The following is a 22,298-nucleotide window of genomic DNA, read 5'->3' as shown; positions in this document are numbered from 1 at the left end:
AGGATTGACCTCCATGACTGCACTTGCACCGGCTGATGTTCCGCGGGTTGAAGAAGCGCCCGACGCCGCCGAGGCCCCGCTGGAGGGTTTCCGCATCGGTGTTACCTCGCACCGGCGTTCCCAGGACCTGATCGAGGCCCTGGAACGCCGTGGAGCGGAAGTGCTGCATGCGCCCGCCCTGAAAATTGCCCCCGTGCAGGAGGATATGCGCCTCATCGAGGACACCCGTGCCATCATCGCGGCCAAACCTGACCTCTGCATCGCCACCACTGCCTACGGGATGCGCCGCTGGTGCGAGGCCGCGGACTCCTTCGGCATCGGCGATGAACTGCTGGAGACCCTCGGCGCCTGCCGGATGTTCGTCCGGGGGCCCAAAGCCCGCGGCGCCGTGCGCGCGGCCGGACTTGCCGACGTCGGAATCAGCAGCGACGAAACCACCGCCACCCTGGTGGACATGCTGCTCGCCGAGGGTGTCCGGGGCACGACCGTTGCCGTGCAGCTGCACGGATATACCGATGTGCGGCAGCTGGAGCGCCTGCGCATGTCCGGCGCCACAGTCCTGACCGTGACGCCGTACCGCTGGGTGAAACCTGACGGGGCGGACCGGCTTCCCCGCCTCATCGAGGCCGCGTGCAGCGGAAACCTGGACGTCCTGACGTTCACCAGCGCGCCCGCCGTCGACGCCATGTGGAGCACCGCCCACGAGATGGGCGTTTACAAACAGCTGATCGAAAGCCTGAAGACCAACGTCACCACCGCGGTGGTGGGCCCGGTCACGGCGCAGCCCCTGCTCGACGCCGGCGTGACGCCCCTGGTCCCGGAACGGTTCCGGATGGGTGCGCTCATCAGGCTGGTGTGTGAGCACCTCGCCCTGAACCACATCCGGCGCCTGGACACCAGGTCCGGGAACATCGAACTCCGGGGACGCAGCCTGCGCATCGACGGCCAGGCCGTGGAACTGGCCCCGGCTCCGCTGCTGCTCCTGCGCGCCCTGCTGGGTGCCGGCGGCGCCGTGCTGTCGCGCGAATCGCTGTCGGAACTGCTGGAACTGCGCGGATCGGTGCACGCACTGGACATGACGGTCAGCCGCCTGCGGTCCTCGCTGCCCGACGGCCGCCTGGTGGAGACAGTGGTGAAACGGGGCTACCGCATCCGCGTCTAGCCGCAGGGGTGCCGAAATGTGTCTACTGGCGGAGTAATGAGAGCCACATCACCGGTTCTGTTACCGGCCGGTAAATACTGGCGAACACGGGCACCATAAACGGCAACTGCGGAGAAACACTCCGGAAAAAGCGCGGGCCTACGCTGGGTTCCATCATGAAGTTCCGGCCGGATCCCCCGGCCGCCAGCGAAAGGGCCAGCACATGTCCGCTCCGGCACCCTCCACCTCCACCGTTTCCGCCACCCGCATTGTCATCGCGGGCGCGGGCCCTGCCGCCCAGGCCCTGGTCAGCCAGCTCCACCGGGCCCGGTTCGCCGGCACCATCACCGTACTGAGCAACCGGGACGACGCCCCGGAGGAGTTGCTGGAACTGGCGCTGCTCCCCCAGGTCTCCGTCCGCTTCGGGCAGCCGGCAAGCCACATCGATGCGGAGAACCGGACGGTTGCGACGGCAGACGGCATGGAATTCAGCTATGACCAGCTGGTCATAGCCACCGGATCCGCACCGGTGGCCAGCCCGGTGGAAGGCGCCGGCCGCTGCCTGAGCTACTCCACCATTGACGACGCCGCCCGCGTCGGAGAGGCCGTCAGCGAAGTCACGAGGGAACTGGGCAGGCGTCCATTGGGGATCCTGGTGGGTACCGGCGCCGCGGCGGGCCAGGCGGAAGCAGTGCTCCGGGCAAGGGGCGTACGCCCCATCCGCACCACCGCCAGGCCTGCCGCCGTCATGCCCGCTGGATCAGCGTCAAGCTTCGCCGCTTCCGGTGTGATCTTCGAGGACGGCAGCAGCATGTACGGCGACCTGGTGGTCCTTGCCGAGGAACGGGTGTCCCGGGACGGCCTCGCCGCCAGTGCCGGCCTTCGGACGGAGGCCGGCGGCGGGATTGTCATCACCGGGGACTTCCGGACGTCGGTCCCGGGCATCTGGGCCATCGGTGACGCCGCTGCGTACGACGGCGTCCGGCTGGGTCTGCTCGTTGCCGCTGCTTCCGCAGCCGGCGCGTGCGCGACGCAGCTCCTGACGGCTTCTGCTCCTGCTGCCTTGCCGGCGGCTGCCTGACCGCCGCCTGCACCCGCCGGCTGCCCGATGCCGGCAACAGCGGCTGTGGCAAGATGGTTCCCGAAGCGAGCCACGGGCGCCACAGCGCCCGGTCACACGGGCCTTGGAGAGGACCATCATGAGCAACGAAGCCACCCCTTCCGTTCAAACTGCTGTCGCCGGATCCGGCAACATCGCATCCTTCATCGACCACACCCTGCTGAAGCCGGAGGCGGGAGAAGCTGACGTTCTCAAGGTCTGCGCCGAAGCCGTGGAATACCATTTCAAGTCAGTGTGCGTTAACCCGATCTGGGTGAAGACCGTGAAGAAGGCCCTCAAGGGTTCGGGTGTCCTGACCTGCTCCGTGGTGGGCTTCCCCCTGGGTGCCACCCCCACCGACGTCAAGGCTTTCGAAGCCCGTGGCGCAGTGCTGGACGGCGCGGACGAGGTGGACATGGTGATCAACATCGCCGCTGGCCGGGCCGGAGACAAGGGGGCGCTGGTTGAGGACATCTCCGCGGTGGCGGAGGCCGTCCATGCCGGCGGGGCCATCCTGAAGGTCATCATCGAAACTGCCCTGCTTGATGACGGCGGGAAAGTTCTGGCCTGTGAAGCCGCCGTGGAGGCCGGCGCCGATTTTGTGAAGACCTCAACGGGCTTCAATGGAGGCGGCGCCACCGCCGGGGATATCGCCCTCATGCGGAAGACGGTAGGCCCGGACCTCGGTGTGAAGGCTTCGGGCGGGGTGCGTTCCCTCGAAGACGCGCAGGCTATGATTGCTGCAGGTGCAACACGTATTGGTGCCAGCTCCGGCATTGCCATCGTCAAGGGCGAACAGGGTTCATCGTCCTACTGACGGCGGGCCGGGCCGCCACAGATTGAGGCCCGCGGGCCAAGGAGGAACGAATGTCCAGCAGTATCACGGCTTCCAACCAGGGCTCAGAGTCCCGCCAGGGCGGCGCTCTGCAGACCCCCCAGAACGAGAACAAGCTCGGCACGAGCATCGTCCTGTTCGTGGTGTGCATGGCACTGTTCTTCGGCGCCATCTACTCGCTGTCCTTCCTCACCCTGGACAACGCCTGGCCCATGGCCGCATGCGTGGGTCTGTTCGCCCTGGCGTACTGGATCCCGCAGACCATCCTCGGCCGCTCGGACTCCGCCGGCGAGCACTGACCTTAGGCAAGTACCGCGCAGAAACCCCCGGGACGCGTCCCGGGGGTTTCTGCGCGTTTAAAGCCAGAGTTTGATCCAGGCTCCGGCTGCCGCCGCAACCCTGGCCCATTGGCCCTGCGCGATGGACCAGCCGGCCACGCACAGCCCCACCATCGCATAGGCGCTCACAGGGATCAGCAGCAGCCACTCACGCTTCGACCCGGCACGGCCCAGCAGCGGCAGGGACAGGGCGCCGTTGGGCCGCCAGACCTGGCGCAGCAGCGGCACCTTGCGCATAAGTTTGGGCGGCCGGATGACGACAGGCCACAGCAGTGGCACGCCTCCCGTGGTGATCAGGTCGCCCACGATGTGCACCACCACCCCGGTCAGCATCGAAACCGGAAGCCAGGTCCACTGCTCCGGCGCGTACCAGGTGACCAGCCCGGCCATGGTGAGCGCGAAAATCCAGTTGCTGATGAAGCCGGACTTGGGGAACAGCTTGAGTGCTTTGGCCGCGATGTTGATCATGAACATGCACAGCAGCCCCGCGCCCACGGACAGCAGCCCCCAGTCCGTCTGCACCTGGACCTGGCCTGCCAGGGTGGCCAGCAGCACAAAGAAAGCCGCGCCGAGTACTGAGTGCGTGCCCTGCCGGTGCCCGCCGCTGGCGTTCTCGATTCCCACGGCGATCACATTGGACAGCGGCGGCAGGCAGTTCGCTACCGTGCTGTGCCGGTGGTCCCAGTCGCACACCAGGGCGGTGCCCGCCGTCGCCATTCCGCCGATCAGGATGCCGGTGGCGTCCAGCGGATACCAGCCCAGCGTGTACGGCCCCGTTGAGGCAATAGCTACCCACGCCGCGGCTCCCGACGCGGCGTGGTGTCCTCCCATCAACTGCTAACCGCTGACTGCCGGAGCAGCGAGTGGCTGGTCCGAGAAGATGTTCCGGATGACGCCGTTGGCCCATTCCAGGATTTCCGCGTCCTGCAGGTCCCGGCCGCCGATCTTTGCGGTCTTCGGCTTGGGGATCAGCACGGCATCCAGGGCAGGCTTGGACTGGGATCCGGGGTACATCCGGTTCAGGCGCATGACCTTGGACTCCGGCAGCGTGGCTGGAGAGAATTTGATGAAGTTGCCCTGCAGCGCCACATCGGACAGGCCCGCTTCCCGGGCACCCACCCGGAACCGCGCGACGGCCACCAGGTTCTGCGCCGGGAGCGGAGGTTCGCCGTACCTGTCCACAAGCTCGGCCAGGACTTCGTCGATGGCTTCGTTGGTGAGCGCGGAGGCCAGCTTGCGGTAGGCCTCCAGGCGCAGCCGCTCCCCCGGCACGTAGTCGTGCGGCAGGTGCGCGTTGACCGGCAGTTCAATCTTCATCTCCGCGGCCTTTTCCTCGGCCTCGCCCCGGAAGTCTGCTACCGCCTCGCCCACCAGCCGGATGTAGAGGTCGAAGCCCACGCCCTGGATATGGCCTGACTGTTCGCCGCCGAGCAGGTTGCCGGCACCGCGGATCTCCAGGTCCTTCATGGCCAGCTGCATGCCGGCGCCGAGTTCGTTGTGCGTGGCCACCGCCTTCAGCCGCTCCAGCGCCACTTCACCCAACGGCTTTTCAGAAGGATAGAGGAAGTAGGCGTAGGCGCGTTCCCGGCCGCGGCCCACACGGCCGCGGAGCTGGTGAAGCTGGGACAGGCCATACTTGTCCGCCCCGTCCACAATCAGGGTGTTGGCATTGGAAATGTCCAGGCCGGTTTCGATGATGGTGGTGCACACCAGCACATCAAAGCGGCGCTCCCAGAAGTCCACGATGATCTGCTCCAGTCGGCTTTCGGACATCTTGCCGTGCGCCACCTCCACCCGGGCCTCCGGAACCAGTTCGCGGATCTTCGCCGCGGTCCGTTCGATGGTGGACACGCGGTTGTGGACCAGGAACACCTGCCCTTCGCGCATCAGTTCACGCCGGATGGCGGCGGACGTCTGCTTGTCCGTATAGGGACCCACGTAGGTCAGCACCGGGTGCCGCTCCTCCGGGGGCGTGGCCAGTGTGGACGTCTCGCGGATACCCGTCAGGGACATCTCAAGGGTGCGCGGAATGGGCGTGGCGCTCATCGCAAGCACGTCCACGTTGGTGCGCATCTTCTTGAGGGCTTCCTTATGCTCCACCCCGAACCGCTGTTCCTCGTCCACGATCACCAGGCCCAGGTCCTTGAACTCGAAGTCCTTGGACAACAGCCGGTGGGTTCCGATGACCACGTCAACGGCACCGTTCTTGACGCCCTCCGCCGTCTCCTTCGCTTCCTTGGCTGCCTGGAAGCGGGACAGGGGCTTGACGCGGAGGGGGAAGCCGGAGAAGCGTTCGGTGAAGGTTTCGTAGTGCTGCTGGGCCAGCAGGGTGGTGGGTACCAGCACGGCCACCTGTTTGCCGTCCTGCACCGCCTTGAAGGCCGCGCGCACGGCGATCTCCGTCTTGCCGTAACCCACATCGCCGGAGACCAGCCGGTCCATGGGTATCTCGCGCTCCATGTCCGCCTTGACCTCGTTGATGGTGGTCAGCTGGTCCGGGGTCTCCACGTACGGGAAGGCTTCCTCGAGTTCACGCTGCCAGGGGGTGTCCGGCCCGAAGGCGTGTCCGCGCGAGGCCATGCGGGCCGAGTACAGCCGGATCAGCTCACCGGCGATCTCCTTGACGGCTTTGCGGGCCTTTGACTTGGTGCTGGCCCAATCGGCGCCGCCCATCTTGCTCAGAACGGGGGTGTCGCCCCCAACATAACGCGTCACCTGGTCCAGCTGGTCGGTGGGCACAAACAGCCGGTCACCCGGGGCACCGCGCTTGGACGGTGCATATTCCAGGACCAGGTACTCACGCACGCCGTCCCCGCCGCCTGCCACCTTGCGCTGGATCAGCTCCACGAACCGCCCGATGCCGTGCTGTTCATGCACCACGTGGTCCCCCGCCACCAGCTGCAGCGGGTCCACGGCGTTGCGGCGCTTGGACGGCATGCGGCGCATGTCCTTGGTGGATCCCGCGGACGTCCGGCCCAGGAGATCGGCCTCGGTGAGCAGGCCGAGCTTGAGACCGTCCAGGACAAAACCGCGTCCGACGGCGGCAGTGGTCACCTCGATGATGCCCGCCTGGGGCTCGTGGTCCAGGCTGTCCACGCGGGCGCACGGGATGTCGGCGTCGTGGAACAGCTCAGCCAGCCGCTGGGCGGGTCCGGGACCCTCTGTGGCCACAACGATCCGCCACTGGTCGCGCACGTGGGAGCCGATGAACTCCATCATTTCCGCGACATCGCCCTGGTAACCCCGCGGTTCGCGTGCGTGCAGGTTCAGTACGTCGATGTCCGGCAGCAGCTCCTCGTCCTGGGCCAGGGAGGTGATGGACCACCATGAAACGCCATGCTCCAGCGAGGAGCTCCGCGTTTCGGTCAGCGAACGGAAGCTGGCGGAATGGAGTGCAGCGCTTGCCTGTGAGCTGAGGTCCAGCGGTGCGGTCCCGCCGTCGGAGGCCGTGGACCAGGCTGCTTCCAGGAACTCCTCGTTGGTGGCGGCGAGGTCGTGGGCGCGGGTGCGGACCTTTTCAGGCTCGATGATTACCGAGATGGAACCGGCCGGGAGCTGTTCCACAAACGGGACCATGGCGTCCACCAGTACCGGCGCCAGGGATTCCATCCCCTCCACGGTGATGCCGCCGGCGATCTTTTCCAGCATGTCCGCGGCAGCCGGCAGCTGGGACTTCAGGGTGGCCGCCCGCGACATCACGGACGGGGTGATCAGGATTTCCCGGCACGGCGGGGCGTGCAGTTCCGTGGGGTGGTGCAGCCCGGGTGAGGACAGCGAGCGCTGGTCGGCGACGGCAAACCAGCGCATCTGGTCCACCTCGTCGCCGAAAAACTCAACCCGGATGGGGTGGTCCTCGGTGGGTGGAAAAACATCGAGGATGCCGCCGCGGACAGCGAACTCCCCGCGGTGCGTCACCATGTCCACACGGGCGTACGCGGCGTCCGCCAAACTCCGCACCACTTCGGTGAACGGCATCTCCTGGCCCACTTTCAAGGTGACCGGAACCAGCTCGCCCAGGCCGGCCACCACGGGCTGTACCACGGCACGGACGGGCGCCACGACTACACGGAGCGGCCCCGCCGTCGAACTTTCCGGGTGCGCCAGGCGGCGCAGCACGGAAAGGCGGCGTCCCACTGTGTCCGACCGCGGGGAGAGCCGCTCGTGCGGAAGGGTTTCCCAGCTGGGGAATTCAGCCACGGCGTCCGCGGGGAGGTAGGCGCGCAGCGCGGCCGTCAGATCCTCTGCTTCCCGGCCGGTGGCGGTGACTGCGAGCACCACCCCCGGGCTGGCGTCGCGGGGCGCTCCGCCTGCCGGGGCAGTGGCCGCTATGCCGTCAGCCATCTCGGCAAGAAGCACCGGCCGCAGTCCGGCAGGCGCACTGATCTGGTAGTCCTGGCCCCGGACGTCGAAGCCGCGGGCAGCCTCTGCCCGGACACGGGCGAAGGTCTGGTCCGGGGCGAGGGCGCGGCGCAGTCCGTCCAGCGACGGGCCCGCGCTGGTATGGCCGGCGATGGACGGGCCGGGATGGCTCATGGCAGAAGCTCCTGTGGTATTCAGCGAAAAAGCGCAACGCGAAAACCCGAAATTCGTTTCGAATCCCGGGTAAACCCAGCCTACCCCTCCGCACCGACATGGCGGGCGGGGCTGGTCCGGCTAGGCTGGCAACGCGCAGCAGGCCGCTATCCACCCGTCCAGGCGCACCGCGGCTCCGAACACCTTAAGGACGAAGAGGAGACAGCATGACCGGAACCAGCAGCACCCATCGCCCGGCAAAGACCGTCCTGGTCACCGGGGCCACAGGCTACATCGGCGGCCGGCTGGTGCCTAAGCTCCTGGAAGAGGGCTTCATCGTCAAGGTCCTGGTGCGCTCCCCTGCAAAGATCGCCGGTGTCCCGTGGCGGGACAAGGTGGACGTCGTGGAGGGCAGCCTGGACGACGGCGGCGGGCTGCGGGCTGCGCTGACCGGCGTCGACGTCCTGTACTACCTGGTGCACTCCATGGCCGCCGGGGCGGGATTTGAAGCCAAGGAACAGGCCATGGCGCTGGCTGTGGCCGAAGCTGCCGCGGGCGCCGGCGTGGACCGCATCATTTACCTGGGCGGGCTCCACCCCCAGGGCGTGGAGCTGTCCACCCACATGCGCTCCCGCGAGGCCGTGGGCAAAGTCTTCCTGGACAGCCCGGTGGATGCGATCGTGTTCCAGGCGGGCGTGGTGATCGGTTCCGGGTCCGCTTCGTTCGAGATGATCAGGCACCTTTCCGAGACGTTGCCGCTGATGCCCGCGCCCAGCTGGGTCCGGAACCGCATCGAAGCCATCGCCGTGCGGGATGTCCTCTACTACCTGGTGTCCGCGGCTTCCCTGGACGGCCCAATCAACCGCACCTTCGACATCGGCTGCCGCCAGGTGCTCACGTATGCCGGGATGATGAAGGAGTACGCCGCGGAAGCCGGGCTGCCCTACCGGATGGTGCTGGCGCTGCCCGTCCCCGCGCCCAAACTGGCCGGCATGTGGGTTGCCCTGACCACGCCCATCCCACTGTCCATGGCCGTGCCCCTGGTCCAGTCCCTCCAGCACGACGCCGTGGCCAACGAGCACGACATCGACCAGGTCATCCCGCAGCCCGACGGCGGCCTCACCGCCTACCGTACCGCGGTCGCCCTGGCCCTCGGGAAGGAGCGCGACGGGCAGGTGCAGACCACGTGGGCCAACGCCGGTGTGGCTGCCGACCCCCTGCCAAGCGACCCCGACTGGGCGGGTCACAAGGTCTACATCGATGAAAGGACCTTCCACGGCGAGGTGGATCCCGCCCATGTGTGGACGGTCATCGAGGGAATCGGCGGCCGCAACGGCTGGTACTCACTGCCGCTCGCCTGGCAGGCGCGCGGCTGGCTGGACAAACTCACAGGCGGCGCCGGCCTGCTGCGCGGGCGGCGGCATCCCCACACGCTCGCCGCCGGTGAAGTCGTGGACTGGTGGCGGGTGGAACGGATCGACCACGGAAAACTGCTGCGGCTCCGGGCAGAAATGCGCGCCCCGGGCCGGGCGTGGCTTGAACTGTCCGTCGAGCCGGACGGAAGCGGCAGCCGGTACCGGCAGCGTGCCATCTTCTTTCCCAAAGGCCTGAGCGGGCGGCTGTACTGGCTCGCTGTCCTTCCGTTCCACGGCCTGATCTTTCCAGCGATGGCAAGGAACATCACCGCGGCGGCGCGGAAACTGTCGGATGCGGAGCGGACTGCGCGTACCCCGTAGGATGTTTGGAGCTTAATCCGTTCCCCACGTCCCAGGAGGACCCATGGCCCTGAGCGCAACCACCACCCTTCCGCACTCCGTCCCCAGCGTCGCAGCTGTCCTGGTGAACGAGGATTTCCAGCGCCACGTCAGCCAGCTGGTGGGCGGCAGCCTTGAGTCCTTCACCGTTGACGGCGACATCGCCGGCGCCTTCAGCGCCACGTCCGTCCGCACCCTCCCCACCACCAGGCTTCCCGAGTTCGCCCGCAAGTTCGTGGGCGAACACCTCAAGGTGACGCAGGTGGAGAGCTGGGATGCCCCCGCAGCGGACGGCTCCCGCCAAAGCAACATCTCGCTGAAGGTGGCCGGCGCCCCGGTGGACGTCACCGCAGTGCAGCGGCTGGTTGCGGCCGACGGCGGCACGCGCGTTGAGCTCGAAGGTGCCGTCAAGTCCTCGGTTCCGTTCCTCGGCGGGAAAATTGCCGACGCCGCCGAGCCCATGGTTGCCAAGGCGCTGAACCTGCAGGCCAAGCAGGCGCAGGCCTGGCTGGAAAGCCACTAGTTCGTGGAGCTGCCCGTCTTCCCCGCGCTGGTCCTGATTATCGCCGGAGTATGGTCCCTGGTGGTATGGCCGCAGTTCCTGCGCCGGGTTCTCAAGGATCCCCGCGCCCGGGACGCCGCCGGCAAGGCCACGAAGTTCCTCACGGTCCACGTGGTGCTGGTGAGCGTCTCCATGGTGCTCGGGGCGGCTACCGCCATCATCGGCATCATGGCGCTGTTTTAGCCAGGTCCCACTGAGGATGAATTGAAGAAAGTCCGGGCCTCCTTCCGATTGGAAGGGGGCCCGGACTTCTTTGCTGTCAGGCTGCCTGGTTGAGCGCATCCTCTGCAGCAACCCAGGAAATCATGGCGCACTTCACCCGGGCTGCGTAGCGGGCCACTCCTTCGAACGCTGCCGCATCGCCCAGCAGTTCCGGATCTGCGGGTATCTTGCCCCGGGACCGGAGGACTTCGCGGAAGCTGTCAATCACCTCATGCAGCTCGGCCACCGTCATACCCTCGGCCAAGTCCGAGAGGACGGAGGCCGACGCCATGGAGATGGAGCAGCCCGCGCCGTCCCAGGCGATCTGCGCCACTTTGCCGTCGGTGACGGCCAGGCGCACGGTTACTTCGTCGCCGCACACCGGGTTGAGCTGGTGCGACTGCCCTGTCGTGGCGCCGTCCGGCGCCTCGGTTACGACCAGTCCGCTGCCGTGCCTGGCCTTGGAGTGGTCGAGGATAATCTGCTGGTACAGGTGGTCAAGGCTCATGTCATACCTTCGATGGGCGTCTGCGTTAATGTCTAGGCGTGGAAGTAGGCCCGCACGCCTGCAACGGCATCCAGGAACTGATCAACGTCGTCAGTGGTGTTGTACAGGTAGGCGCTTGCCCTGGTGGTGGCCGTCAGTCCCAGCCTGCGGTGCAGCGGCTGGGCGCAGTGGTGCCCAACCCGGACGGCAATTCCCCGCGAATCAAGGAACTGGCCCACATCATGGGCATGGACTCCTTCGACGTCGAACGCGGCCAGCCCTATCCGGTCCTGGCCGGCGGCGGGACCAAGGACCCGAATCCCCGGGATGGACTCCAGCCCGGTAATCATCCGCTGGCCGAGTTCAGCTTCCCACCGGTGGATCCGGTCCAGCCCTGTTTCCGTCAGGTAGTTGGCTGCGGCCGCGAGGGCCACGGCCTGGGAGATCCGCTGGGTTCCGGCTTCGAAACGCTGGGGGGCGGGGAGGTAGTCGGCGCGTTCCATGGTCACGGTGGTGATCATGGACCCGCCCGTCAGGAACGGCGGCAGGATGTCCAGGATGTCCTGCTTCCCGTACAGCACCCCGATGCCCGTGGGGGCAAGCATTTTGTGGCCGGAAAAGACTGCGAAGTCAACGTCCAGCTCCTTGACGTCCAAGGGCATGTGCGGTGCGGACTGGCAGGCATCCAGAACCACCAGTGCGCCGACGTTCCTGGCCAGGGCGGTGAGTTCCCGGACCGGGTTGATGGTGCCCAGGACGTTGGAGGCATGGCTGAAAGCCAACACCCTGGTCCGCCCGCTGATGATGTCCCCCGCCACGTCCATGCGAAGGCTGCCGGCGTCGTCAACAGGGATGTAGCGGAGGGTTGCCCCGGTGCGGAACGCAAGTTCCTGCCACGGTATGAGGTTCGCGTGGTGCTCCATCTCGGTTACCACGATCTCATCGCCCGGGTTCAATGCCAGGTCCTTCAGCCGGGCGTCGCCCCGCCCCTGGGCGGCCCACAGGCCGGCGTTGGACAGGGCGTAGCTGAGCAGGTTGAGGCCCTCGGTGGCGTTAGAGGTCCAGATGATCTCGGAGTAGTCAGCGCTGACAAAGTCGGCCACGGTCTGCCGGGCGTCCTCGAACGCCTCGGTGGCTTCAACGGCGAGGTGGTGTGCGCCGCGGTGCACGGCGGCATTGCGCTGTTCATAGAATTCCTGCTCCGCCTCGATGACACTGAGCGGATTCTGCGACGTAGCCCCGGAATCGAGATAAATCAGGGGGCGTCCGTTGACCAGCTGGTCCAGGACCGGAAAGTCGTTCCGGATGCGCTGCACCTCTGCGTTATCCATGACCGGCAAGGCGCGTTCCAGCGTGGCTGGCGTTGATACTACGGCCAAAACTAACTCCTTGAGATGCCAACGGATGACACTCAATTGTCCCACAGCACGGCTGTGGCGGCCGCCCCGGGGACAGCCGCCACAGTCGTTCCGGGCTTCAGCCCGCGGAAACAGAGGGCCGGCAACGGCTGGGGGGAGAGCCTCGGTCTCAGAAGACTCTGACGTTGCCGGCCCCGTTCAACCCGGCCCGGGTGGGCCGGCAGATTGGGACGAGGACCTTGTTCGCTGCTGGCAACTCTTGGCGGCCGCTTCCGGCCGTATTCCTTTTGCCTTCTTAAGTAGACACTTTGGGGCCACCGCGATGCACGAGTACGGTGTACTCGAATTCCGTGGTCAGGGACTACCGTGATCGCCTGCAGTACCCATACGGCCGCCTTGGGCAGCCGGGCGGCGGGCGCGCAGGACCGCCCCGCTGGTGGCGGGGCGTGTTCCGGCAGCGCCTATTTGGGAAGGGCCGACTCCAGCTCGTCGCGGCTGCGCACGCCCAGCTTTACGTAGGTGCGGTAGAGGTGCCCCTCCACGGTCCGGACAGATACCATCAGCCGCTGGGCGATTTCGCGGTCCGTCAGACCCTGCACCGCCAGCCCCACGATGTCCTGCTCCCGGCGGGTGAGGTGGACGGCGGGAGCCGCAGCAATGAAACGGCCCTCCCGGAACCGCTCCCCCAGCTCGTGGTCGCACTTTTCGCGCAGCGCCACCGCCTGCCTGGAGCGCCTGCGTTCTCCTGCGTGCTCCAGAACGGTGCTGGCCCGGGCATAGGCCTCACGCGCGAGGTTCGCAAAGCCTGATTCCTCGAGTGCCGCTGCCGTCTCCATCAGGGCGTCCCCGTCAGCTGCTTCCCAGACCTTGGCCAGTGTCAGCATCGCCTCGGCCCAGCGGCCTTCGACGGTCTTTGCCACCGACTGCACCATGGGGATGACTGAAGGGTCCCCCAGGTCCCAGCAGATTGCCAGGATTTCGAGCAGGCTTCCCGCCCTGGCGGTGGCATCATGTGTGGTGGCCAGGGTATGCAGGGCGGCCAGCCCTTTGCCGTCACGGGTGAGGTATTCGGCGGCGGCGGCACCATATGCTGCGGCCAGCAGCTCGTGGGCCGGACCACCGGCCACTGCGTCAGTGAAGTCCTGTTCGAGCCGTTTCGCCTGTGCTGCATCCCCCAGCCTGGCGGCAGCGTAGAAGCCCAGGGAGGAACCGAAGCGGAACAGTTGCAGGGGATCGTTCAGCCGCAGTGCCTCAACGGCAGGCAGCAGCACCTGGTAGGCCCGTTCCATGCGGCCTTGCCGCAGGAGTGAGTAGCCGCGGAGCATTTGCAGGCTTCCGTTGAAGGTTTCGGATCCGGGTGTGTGTCCGGCGGCGTAGTTGTCCAGTTCCCGCTCGGCCGATTCCCACTCCCCCATGGCCAGGTAGGCGGTCACAAGCCGTCCCAGCACAAACTCGGGAAAGAAGAACAGACTGTCCTCCAGCGGCGGCAGGTCCGAGGCGGCGAGGAGCGCGAAGTCCAGTCCTTCACCGGCGCGGCCGGTGGCAGCAAGGGCATGGGCTAACAGCGCCTCTCCGAGCACCCTGACCGCTTCGCCTCCGGTTTCCGCGGAGGCGTTGCTCCGGATTTCCCGGACCTCAGTGGCCAGCGCTCCGGCATCCACAGCGGCACCGAGCTGCAGGAAGCGCATGGCCTGCAGGAGCCGCTCATGGGGACGGCCGTTCCTTTCGGCATGCTCCTGGACGTGTTTACGCAGGTCATCGGCCAGGGCGCTCACAGATTGGCCGCTGGCCTGGTGTGCTGCTGCCCGGAGCAGGAGCACACCAGGAGCGTCGGAGTCGCCGGAAAGCTGGCGCCAGCAGGCATCAAGCAGGTGGGCAGCCTGGGTATAGTCCCCCTGGTTGTAGAGTGCTCGTGCCTGGATGGCCTGGGCCAGGGGCACGAGATCAGTGTCCTGGATTTTGGCGGCTATGGTGCGCGCGCTGGCGTTGCGGAACCGCCTCAGGGCCTCGCGGGCGGCGTCGAGCATTGCGGGATCCGGTACACGGAGCCCGCATTCAAAAGCCCACTCCACGGACCGCAGCATCCCCTCCCCATGCAACACGGTGCCGTTTTGGTGGGCCCGGATCTTTTCGAGCAACTGCAGGCTCCGGGACACGGACAGGGTGCTTCGGATGGCGCCGGCGAAAAGGGCGTTCCACAGGGAGAGCTCGGCCGGGACTCCCGAACTCTCGATGATCATTTGCTGGTCAAGGAGGGACCGCACTACCGCGGCGCCGCTGATGTCCTCGATCACCTTGCGGCTTACAGGCCCGGCAAGTGCGATGAGTTTCAGGGCTTCCTGCTCCTCCGGACCGCGCCTGATGTGGTCCTTGGTCACCACTGCTGTCAGCTGGGCGCCGTCCACCGGCACCGGCCCCAGCAACATCCAGATGCCGTTCCGCTTGGCCAGCACCCCGGTTTCGGCTGCATCGTGCAGCAGGGCGTCGAGGATGCGCGGATTTCCACCCGAGGCGGTCCACATGGAATTCACCGTGGCCGGTGGCACTGTCCCGTCGAGGACGTGGGCAAGGACCTCCTCAATCTGTTCCCTGTTGAGGGGCCGAAGGTCCACCCGCTCGGCAAGGCCGTCGTACCACAGCTGCTCCAGCGGCTGCGGCAGCCCGGGCCGGGGCCTGGCAGCAGCCACCACTGTTGCCCAACCTGCGGAGATCAGGTCGGCGACTACTCCGGCAGAGGCGTCGTCCAGGTGGTGTGCGTCATCCACGACCAAAAGGACAGGCGCACCCTGGCCGGCCTTCAGCTTTTCAAAATACGTCCACATCGAACGCAGGACCGCCACGGGCGACACCGACTCTTCAGCGGTCAACTCTCCGGTGTAGGGGGTCAGGACGCCGAACGGAACAACGGCCAGTGCGGAGCTGCCGTGGATCTGCACGATGTTCAGGTCCCCCGCGAGCCGCTCGGTGATGGCCTCTGTCAGGGACGTTTTGCCGATCCCTGGCCCTGCCATCACGAATACCGCCTGGCTGGTCCCGTTCCGGACGATGTTGCAGATCCGGTCCAGGGGCTCGCGCCGGCCGGTAACGGGGCGGTGGGCGGCTGCCGGTTTGTGGCCGTTAGACGAGTCCAGTCAGATCACCCCTGGAAGTTACGCCGAGCTTTGTGAAGACCTGGTACAAGTGGCCTTCCACCGTTCGGACGGAGACACCCATTTCCAGGGCGATGTCCCGGTTGGACGCGCCGCGGCCGGCCAACCGTGCGATCTGGCGCTCCCGCGCCGTCAGCAGCGGACTGCCGCTGGTGGGCACGATGGGAAGGTTTGCCACAGTTGCAGCCAGGATGTCCAGCCGTGCCTGCGCGGTCCGGGCGGAGATGGAATCTCCGTCCTGCCTCGCAAAATCGACTGCGAGGGCCATGCAGCGGGCCTCCATGGTGTCCAGTTCGAGGGTGGCGGCGATTTCCCCCGCGCCGAGCAGGGTCTTGGCATCCTTGCTGCGGCTTCCCACCGCGACCAGCCGGGCGATCTGCGCAAGGGGGCCTTGCCGGTGAGCCGTGATCTCCTCCAGGAGGCGGAAATCGGCGTCGCTGCCGTTGACGGTTGCTGCCAGCAGGCTGATCCCGGCCAATGTGTATAGACCTGCTCCCAGGTTCCGCCGGGCAGACTGCTTCAGCCCGGCAACGGCCTCGGCGTCGCCCAGCCAGCGTCCCGCCAGCAGAGCACAGAACTCGATGATGCTTTCCGTGGCGAAGCTCGACGTGCCCGTTGTCCGTTGGAGTTTGGTGAGGAACTTGCGTGCCTGGGCCGTGTTGCCAGTTTGCGCGTAGGCAAGTGCTGTAGCCGCATAGGCACAGCGGAGGGCAGTCTGGAGCGGTTGGAGCTCCAGTTGCGCCACTGCGGAAATCAGCGGGTCCAGGGCAGCTCCGCCCCTGCCCGAGTAGACGTAGGCGAGGCCGGCAGCAAGTTCAGTGGAAGCACTCCGATACGGGAGGCGGTCGTATTCTCCGCCGCCGGCCGGACCCAGAAGGTCGATGCACCGCCGCCATTGCCCGGCCGTCAGCAGCACCAGATAAGCCTCCCTGGTGTACTGCTCACGCAGCCCCACTACGTGTGAGGCGTCCGTAATCTGCCCTCCGAGCTGCCGCATCAGGCTCAGGGCGTCCATCTCGCGCCCCGTCAGGGCCAATGCCGTCATCAGGACGACGGCGGACTGCATCCGGTAGGCAACATCCGGGTTCCGGGCCGGGTCTGCTGCTTCTTCCAGCTCCGGAACCATGGCCGCGTAGTCGCCGACGAAGGCGCGGTATTCGAACCCGCTGAGGGCTACGCGGTTCGCCGCAGCCACTGCAGGGTGGGGCCAGGCGGCGGTACTTGCCGCGGCATCCAGGCGTTTCCGGGCTTCACCCAGCAGGGCCGGAACCTTGCCTGCTTGTTCCGGATGCGCCACCATCACCTTGGCTTTTGCCGCTACGACGCGGGCGTATTCTTCGACACCCACACTGTCCAGCTCCGGCTGCGAGATGTCGTCCAAGGCAGCAAGGGCCTGGACTGGCAGGTCCAACTGAAGATAGGCGGCCGCCTTCTGACGCTGGGCGGGTACCCACTCCTGGTCCGACCGCTTCAGCATCTCCGCATAGGCCAGGGCAAAACGTGGATCGAAAAGCTGGACGGCCGCTTCGGCCGCTGCCAGGGCCAGCGCGGGGCTCAGCTCTGCCTCACACTCGTGCGTCCATGCGGCGAAGGCCATGAGCTCCTCGACCGTCATGTCCGCAGGGTCCGGTTCCCTACCGCCGAGGAGGGTGCTCCGCAGTTCCCGGCGCCGGGCAATGCTTAGCCACGACCGTACGACGTCGCCAATGTACTTCTCACGCAGGGAAACCCAGCGGTGGTCCGAGTCGTCGATCTCCAGCAGGCCGGCGTCCTCCATATCCGCCACTACTTCTGAGCGGTACACGGCCGTGAGCCTGGAGAGTTCCACCCGCCTGGCGCAGGACAGCATTTCGATGACTTCCCGTGTCTCCGGCGTTTCCCGGGACCAGCGGGACCGGACGATGTCATCAAGGCTTGCAGCGCCGTCGAGCACCACTTTGTCGCGGAGGGTCCAGACAGAGTCTGAGAGGACGAGGTTGCCCGAGAGCCGCTGTTCGGTGACGAGCGCTTTCAGCAGCAACGGGTTTCCGCCCACCATGTGGTGATAGGTGCTGACCAGCGACGCCGAGACCCGGTGGCCGAGCAGGGATAACAGAACCTGGCGGGTCTGCAGCTCGTTGAGGTTGCTGAGCCGGACCTCGGTCAGGCGCCTGTCCGTGAGCAGCCAGTGGAAGTCGGCGGGAAGATCGCTGATCTTTGGCGCGACTGCGATGATCTTGGCGGTACCGGTCAGGAGTACATTCAAGAGCACGCCCGCGCTCATGTCGTCAATGCTTCCGGACGTGTCCAGGGTGATGACGCAGCTTCTGCCGGCCGCGTCACTGCGGATCAGTGACGTAATTCCGCGGAGGATTGCAGTGGGAGATCCCATGTAGGCCTGCGGCAGGCGGGCCAGCAGGAAGGAAAGGCAGCCATAGGGCGTGTTGGCGCCGGCAGGCCCGCTTCGCAGCTGCAGGGACCAGACGTCCGCTCCGAGGTCGGAGACTGCGGCGCGGGCGAGGGAAGACTTCCCCACGCCCCTGCCGCCGGTGATGACAGCGCCCAGTGAGTCCTCGCTGACCAGCGCTGCGCGGACGGCTTCGAGGTTCGCGCTCCGGGCCGGCGCCGACCACGGTTGCGCTCCGGGCACGCCGGAGCTTTCACTACTGTGCAGCCCAACGTCGTGAGAAGTTGACCCACGTCCCCAGCTAAGTGGCTCGATTGACATGAACTTATCCCCTACGTCCCGCGATAGCGGGATGTAGCCCCATTGCTCCCCCGCATACGAAAAAGACTACCTCGTGGCACAGACAAGGAAACAGGTACCGGGACTTAAAGTTTTTTTGTTGCTAGCGCTCTGACTTCGCTGGATGGAACTTTTGCTGGGCAGCGGTAAGCCCTTCCCGCAGCAGCAGTTCCACCGCATCGGCTGCCTCGTCCAGCAGGAAAGGCAGTTCCTTCAGCTCCGCCGTCCCGAAATCCTTCAGCACGTAATCCGCCGTGTCCATCCGGCCCGGCGGCCTTCCAACCCCCACCCGGACGCGGAGGTAGTCCTTGGTGCCAAGCGCTTTGGAAATATCCCGCAGCCCGTTGTGGCCGCCTTCTCCCCCGCCGGTCTTGAGTTTCACCGTGTTAAAGGGGATGTCGATTTCGTCGTGTACCGCCACCACGCGGTCCGGGGCGATGCCGTAAAAGCCTGCAAGTGCAGATACGGGGCCGCCCGAGACATTCATGTAGCTCATGGGCTTGGCCAGCACAACGCGGGGACCGCCGATGCCGAGACGGCCCTCCACCACCTGGGCGCGTGCCTTGTGGGTTTTGAATCCTGCTCCCACGCGTCCGGCGAGTTCGTCAAGGACCATCTGTCCGACGTTATGCCTGTTGCCCTGGTACTGGGCTCCCGGGTTTCCAAGGCCAACAATCAACCAGGTGTCAGTCATAAATCAATCCTAAGGTGGGGGCGAAGGGCGCTCTGGGCGGGGGTTTCGCGGCGGATGCGGCAGTGGCCGGACCCCAGGAGGATCCGGCCACTGTTGCAGAGTGCAGGCTGATTACTCGGCTGCGGTCTCGGAAGCAGCTTCGGCAGCTTCCTCCGTGCCTTCTTCGTCGCCGGACTCAGTTGCCTCGGAGATGTTCACTACGAGGGCATCGGCATCGGCCAGGAGGACGGCGCCCTTGGGCAGGACCAGGTCGGACGCGTGGATGTGCTCGCCGGCCGTGCGGCCCTCAATGCTGACCTCGACGGCGGTGGGCAGGTGGGTTGCCTCAGCCTCAAGGGAGATGACGGTGAGTTCTTGGTTGAAGACGTTGCCCGGAGCAAGCTCACCGACGACGTGGACCGGGATGTCAACGGTGACCTTCTCGCCCTGGCGTACGGTCAGGAGGTCGATGTGCTCGATGATCTGCTTGATCGGGTCGCGCTGGACATCCTTGACCAGGGCCAGGTGGCCTTCGCCGTTGATGTCCAGGGACAGCAGGGCGTTGGCGGTGCGGACAGCCAGGGTGGTGGCCTTGGCCGGGAGGGTAACGTGGATGGGCTCTGCGCCGTGGCCGTAGATGACGGCGGGGATCAGGTTGGCCATCCGGGCACGGCGGGCGTAGCCCTTGCCGAATTCGGTGCGCAGTTCTGCTGCGAGCTTCTGCTCAGACATGGATATCTCCTTGATAACTAAACGGTGTTCAGCAAGGGCGGAGGTCTGTTGCGACCTTCAACGCCGGGCGGCCGTGGCCGGACCCATCTTCGAAGGGAGATTCAGACCCAGTCGATAACGGAGACCGCGGACCGGTACCCGTGGGGGTTACCGGCGCTCTCCCTCGCCAAGGTATCGCTGATGAGTCTATCAGCGCTGAACCAACTTATTGAAACCGGGTCCGGTCCGCACGCGGTCAGGCCTTGCCGTCGAACAGGCTGGTGACCGAGCCGTCGTCGAACACTTCCCTGACCGCACGCGCGATCAGCGGAGCGATGGACAGCACCGTCAACTGCGGGAACCGCTGTGAGGCGGTGAGCGGCAGCGTGTTGGTGACCACCACTTCCCGGGCGCCGGACTCTGAGAGGCGCTGGGCAGCCGGTTCGGAGAAGACGGCGTGCGTGGCGGCGATGATGACGTCCTTGGCCCCGGCGTTCTTCAGCACGTTCACCGCACCGGAGATGGTTCCGCCGGTGTCGATCATGTCGTCGATCAGGACGCAGGTCCGTCCCTCGATCTGGCCCACCACTGTTTTGGAGACAGCCTGGTTGGGAACGGTGAGGTCCCGGCTTTTGTGCACAAACGCCAGCGGGGCGCCGCCCAGGCGTTCTGCCCACTGCTCCGCGACGCGCACTCGGCCGGTGTCCGGCGAAACCACCGTGATGTTCTCGGCATCAACGCGGGTGCGGATGTAGTCGGCGAGCAGCGGGATGGCCATCAGGTGGTCCACGGGGCCGTCAAAAAAGCCCTGGATCTGGGAGGTGTGCAGGTCCACGCTCATGATGCGGTCGGCGCCGGCGGTTTTGTAGAGGTCTGCCACCAGGCGCGCCGAGATGGGTTCGCGGCCGCGGCCCTTCTTGTCCTGCCGGGCGTACGGGTAAAAGGGTGAGACCACGGTGATGCGCTTGGCGGAGGCCCGCTTCAGCGAATCGATCATGATCAGCTGTTCCATGAGCCAGTTGTTCAGCGGCGCGGGGTGCGCCTGGATGACAAAAGCGTCGGTTCCGCGGACGCTCTCGCCGGCACGGACGTAGATCTCGCCGTTGGCGAAGTCGTAGGCGTCCACCGGAAGGAGGTCGGTGCCGAGCTCCTTGGCGATTTCCCGGGCCAGTTCGGGGTGGGCACGCCCTGTGGCCAGCACCAGCTTCTTTTCGCCGCGCGCCGTAATTTCGCTCATTATCGCTTGCCCTCTTCTGTAGGTGCCGGGGTACTTGAGGAATCCTGGGTGGCTGCCTGGGCCAGTTCAGCGGAGCGGCTGCCGGGGCGGTTCGCGGCCACCCAGCCCTCGGTGTTGCGCTGGGCGGCAACCGACAGCACGAGCGCGCCGGCCGGCACGTCCTTCCGGATCACCGCGCCGGCGCCGCTGTAGGCGCCGTCCCCCACGGTGACCGGGGCAACGAAGACTGTGTTGGAGCCTGTCCTGACGCCCGAGCCGATGACCGTCCGGTGCTTCTTCTCGCCGTCGTAATTGGCAGTGATATTCCCGCAGCCAATGTTGGTGTCCTCGCCGATTTCGGCGTCGCCGGCGTAGCCCAGGTGGGACAGCTTGGAGCCGCGGCCGATGGTGACGTTCTTGGTCTCATAGAAGGCACCAATTTTGCCGCTTTCGCCCAGGACGGTGCCGGGGCGCAAGTAGGTGAAGGGCCCGACGGCGGCGTCCGGGCCGATGACCGCCCCTGAACCGTGGGTCCGTACTACTTTGGCACCCTCACCAATGGTGACGTCGGTCAGTGTCGTGTCGGGGCCGACGACGGCGTCCCTCGCCACCGTGGTGGCACCGTGCAGCTGGGTGTTGGGCAGGATCCGGACGTCCTCGTCGAGGGTCACGGATGAGTCGATCCAGGTGGTCGCCGGGTCCACCACGGTGACGCCTGCGCGCATCCAGGCCTCCACGACCCGGCGGTTCAGCTCGGCGCCCAGGGCGGAAAGCTGGACGCGGTCATTGGCGCCTTCAACCTGCCAGCGGTCGGCGGTGACGACGGCCGCGACCCGGCCGCCTGCCTGCCGGGCCAGTCCGAGGACGTCGGTGAGGTACTTCTCGCCCTGGGAGTTGTCGGTGGTGACGTGTGCCAGTGCGTCGCGGAGGACGGCGGCGTCGAAGGCGTAAATGCCCGAGTTGACCTCGCGGATGAGCCGCTCGGCGTCGGAAGCGTCCTTGTGTTCGACGATGCCGGTGACCGTCCCGTCGTCTCCGCGCAGGATGCGGCCGTAACCGGCGGCGTCGTCCAGGACCGCCGTGAGGACGGTGACTGCGTTGGCCTCACGTTCGTGGGTGGCCACAAGCTCGGCCAGCAGGTCTCCGGAGAGGAGGGGAACGTCACCGTAGGTCACGACAACGGTTCCCGTGAGGCGGTCGTGGCCGTCCAGGGCTTCGAGGGCCACCTCCACTGCACGCCCGGTGCCCGGAATGTCGTCCTGGTCCACGATGACTGCGGCGGGATCAAGCTCTGAAAGGTGGCGTGCCACCAGATCACGTTCATGGCGGACCACGACGGCGAGCTGCCGCGGATTGACGCTGCGTGCAGCCAGGAGAGCGTGGCCCACCATGGACCGGCCGCCAATCTCATGAAGGATCTTGGGAGTGCGCGATTTCATCCGCGTACCGGCGCCTGCCGCCAGAACGATGACCGCGGCCGGTCCGGTATTCTCGGGGATCACGTAAGGCTCTCCTTGCTAAGTGACGCTGGCGTTTG

General features: G+C 66.5%; 17 protein-coding genes. 7 read left to right on the top strand and 10 right to left on the bottom strand.

The window, feature by feature from the left end; all coding sequences use genetic code 11:
• Positions 1–13: 13 nt before the first annotated feature.
• The 4 genes from AC5RT4_RS01370 (at position 14) to AC5RT4_RS01355 (ending at position 3,374) form a co-directional block, all read left to right on the top strand.
• The gene (locus AC5RT4_RS01370; protein ID WP_494104648.1) at positions 14–1,162 is read left to right on the top strand and encodes a uroporphyrinogen-III synthase; all 1,149 of its coding nucleotides are present in this window, start codon (positions 14–16) and stop codon (positions 1,160–1,162) included.
• A gap of 202 nt (positions 1,163–1,364) precedes the next feature.
• Positions 1,365–2,222, top strand: a complete 858-nt coding sequence (locus tag AC5RT4_RS01365; RefSeq protein ID WP_494040994.1) for an FAD-dependent oxidoreductase — start codon at positions 1,365–1,367, stop codon at positions 2,220–2,222.
• Positions 2,223–2,340: 118 nt separating this feature from the next.
• Entirely contained in the window at positions 2,341–3,057 is a 717-nt protein-coding gene (gene deoC, locus AC5RT4_RS01360; protein WP_494040995.1) for a deoxyribose-phosphate aldolase, read from the top strand.
• A gap of 50 nt (positions 3,058–3,107) precedes the next feature.
• A complete protein-coding gene (locus tag AC5RT4_RS01355) occupies positions 3,108–3,374 on the top strand; it encodes a hypothetical protein (protein ID WP_494040996.1) in 267 nt (88 codons plus the stop codon).
• 57 nt (positions 3,375–3,431) lie between these two features.
• On the opposite strand, the gene AC5RT4_RS01350 is transcribed toward AC5RT4_RS01355, so the two are convergent.
• Together AC5RT4_RS01350 and mfd are read right to left on the bottom strand one after the other, a co-directional pair.
• Entirely contained in the window at positions 3,432–4,244 is an 813-nt protein-coding gene (locus AC5RT4_RS01350) for a metal-dependent hydrolase (protein WP_494104647.1), read from the bottom strand.
• 6 nt (positions 4,245–4,250) lie between these two features.
• The gene (gene mfd / locus AC5RT4_RS01345; protein ID WP_494104646.1) at positions 4,251–7,946 is read right to left on the bottom strand and encodes a transcription-repair coupling factor; all 3,696 of its coding nucleotides are present in this window, start codon (positions 7,944–7,946) and stop codon (positions 4,251–4,253) included.
• Positions 7,947–8,152: 206 nt separating this feature from the next.
• On the opposite strand from mfd, the gene AC5RT4_RS01340 reads away from it, so the two are divergent.
• From AC5RT4_RS01340 to AC5RT4_RS01330, 3 genes are read left to right on the top strand one after another with little or no spacing between them, the layout of a single operon-like run.
• Positions 8,153–9,661 (top strand): SDR family oxidoreductase, encoded by a 1,509-nt coding sequence (locus AC5RT4_RS01340; RefSeq protein WP_494104645.1) that lies wholly within the window; start codon positions 8,153–8,155, stop codon positions 9,659–9,661.
• A 43-nt stretch (positions 9,662–9,704) separates the two neighbouring features.
• Complete coding sequence (locus AC5RT4_RS01335; RefSeq protein WP_494041000.1) at positions 9,705–10,202, top strand: DUF2505 domain-containing protein; 498 nt, start codon at positions 9,705–9,707, stop codon at positions 10,200–10,202.
• A gap of 3 nt (positions 10,203–10,205) precedes the next feature.
• Complete coding sequence (locus AC5RT4_RS01330; RefSeq protein ID WP_494041001.1) at positions 10,206–10,424, top strand: SCO4848 family membrane protein; 219 nt, start codon at positions 10,206–10,208, stop codon at positions 10,422–10,424.
• Positions 10,425–10,500: 76 nt separating this feature from the next.
• On the opposite strand, the gene sufU is transcribed toward AC5RT4_RS01330, so the two are convergent.
• The 8 genes from sufU to glmU all read right to left on the bottom strand — a co-directional run bounded on the left by sufU (position 10,501) and on the right by glmU (position 22,263).
• Positions 10,501–10,950, bottom strand: coding sequence for a Fe-S cluster assembly sulfur transfer protein SufU (gene sufU, locus AC5RT4_RS01325; protein ID WP_494104644.1), 450 nt, complete (start codon positions 10,948–10,950; stop codon positions 10,501–10,503).
• 32 nt (positions 10,951–10,982) lie between these two features.
• Positions 10,983–12,308: a SufS family cysteine desulfurase gene (locus tag AC5RT4_RS01320; protein ID WP_494104643.1), complete on the bottom strand. Its 1,326-nt coding sequence runs from the start codon at positions 12,306–12,308 to the stop codon at positions 10,983–10,985.
• A 440-nt stretch (positions 12,309–12,748) separates the two neighbouring features.
• Positions 12,749–15,352 carry a LuxR C-terminal-related transcriptional regulator gene (locus AC5RT4_RS01315; protein ID WP_494104734.1) on the bottom strand — a complete coding sequence of 868 codons (2,604 nt, stop codon included), beginning with the start codon at positions 15,350–15,352 and terminating at the stop codon, positions 12,749–12,751.
• Positions 15,353–15,404: 52 nt separating this feature from the next.
• Positions 15,405–18,143: a LuxR C-terminal-related transcriptional regulator gene (locus AC5RT4_RS01310; protein ID WP_494104642.1), complete on the bottom strand. Its 2,739-nt coding sequence runs from the start codon at positions 18,141–18,143 to the stop codon at positions 15,405–15,407.
• A 121-nt stretch (positions 18,144–18,264) separates the two neighbouring features.
• Positions 18,265–18,855 (bottom strand): aminoacyl-tRNA hydrolase, encoded by a 591-nt coding sequence (gene pth, locus AC5RT4_RS01305; protein ID WP_494104641.1) that lies wholly within the window; start codon positions 18,853–18,855, stop codon positions 18,265–18,267.
• 111 nt (positions 18,856–18,966) lie between these two features.
• Entirely contained in the window at positions 18,967–19,566 is a 600-nt protein-coding gene (locus AC5RT4_RS01300) for a 50S ribosomal protein L25/general stress protein Ctc (RefSeq protein WP_494041006.1), read from the bottom strand.
• A gap of 235 nt (positions 19,567–19,801) precedes the next feature.
• Positions 19,802–20,782 (bottom strand): ribose-phosphate diphosphokinase, encoded by a 981-nt coding sequence (locus AC5RT4_RS01295; RefSeq protein ID WP_163164303.1) that lies wholly within the window; start codon positions 20,780–20,782, stop codon positions 19,802–19,804.
• The gene (gene glmU, locus AC5RT4_RS01290) at positions 20,782–22,263 is read right to left on the bottom strand and encodes a bifunctional UDP-N-acetylglucosamine diphosphorylase/glucosamine-1-phosphate N-acetyltransferase GlmU (RefSeq protein ID WP_494041007.1); all 1,482 of its coding nucleotides are present in this window, start codon (positions 22,261–22,263) and stop codon (positions 20,782–20,784) included. The genes AC5RT4_RS01295 and glmU overlap by 1 nt, the downstream gene beginning before the upstream one ends.
• Positions 22,264–22,298 lie beyond the last annotated feature (35 nt).

The organism is Arthrobacter sp. sptzw42 (genome assembly GCF_059089685.1).
This window is presented reverse-complemented; position numbering and strand designations above follow the sequence as displayed.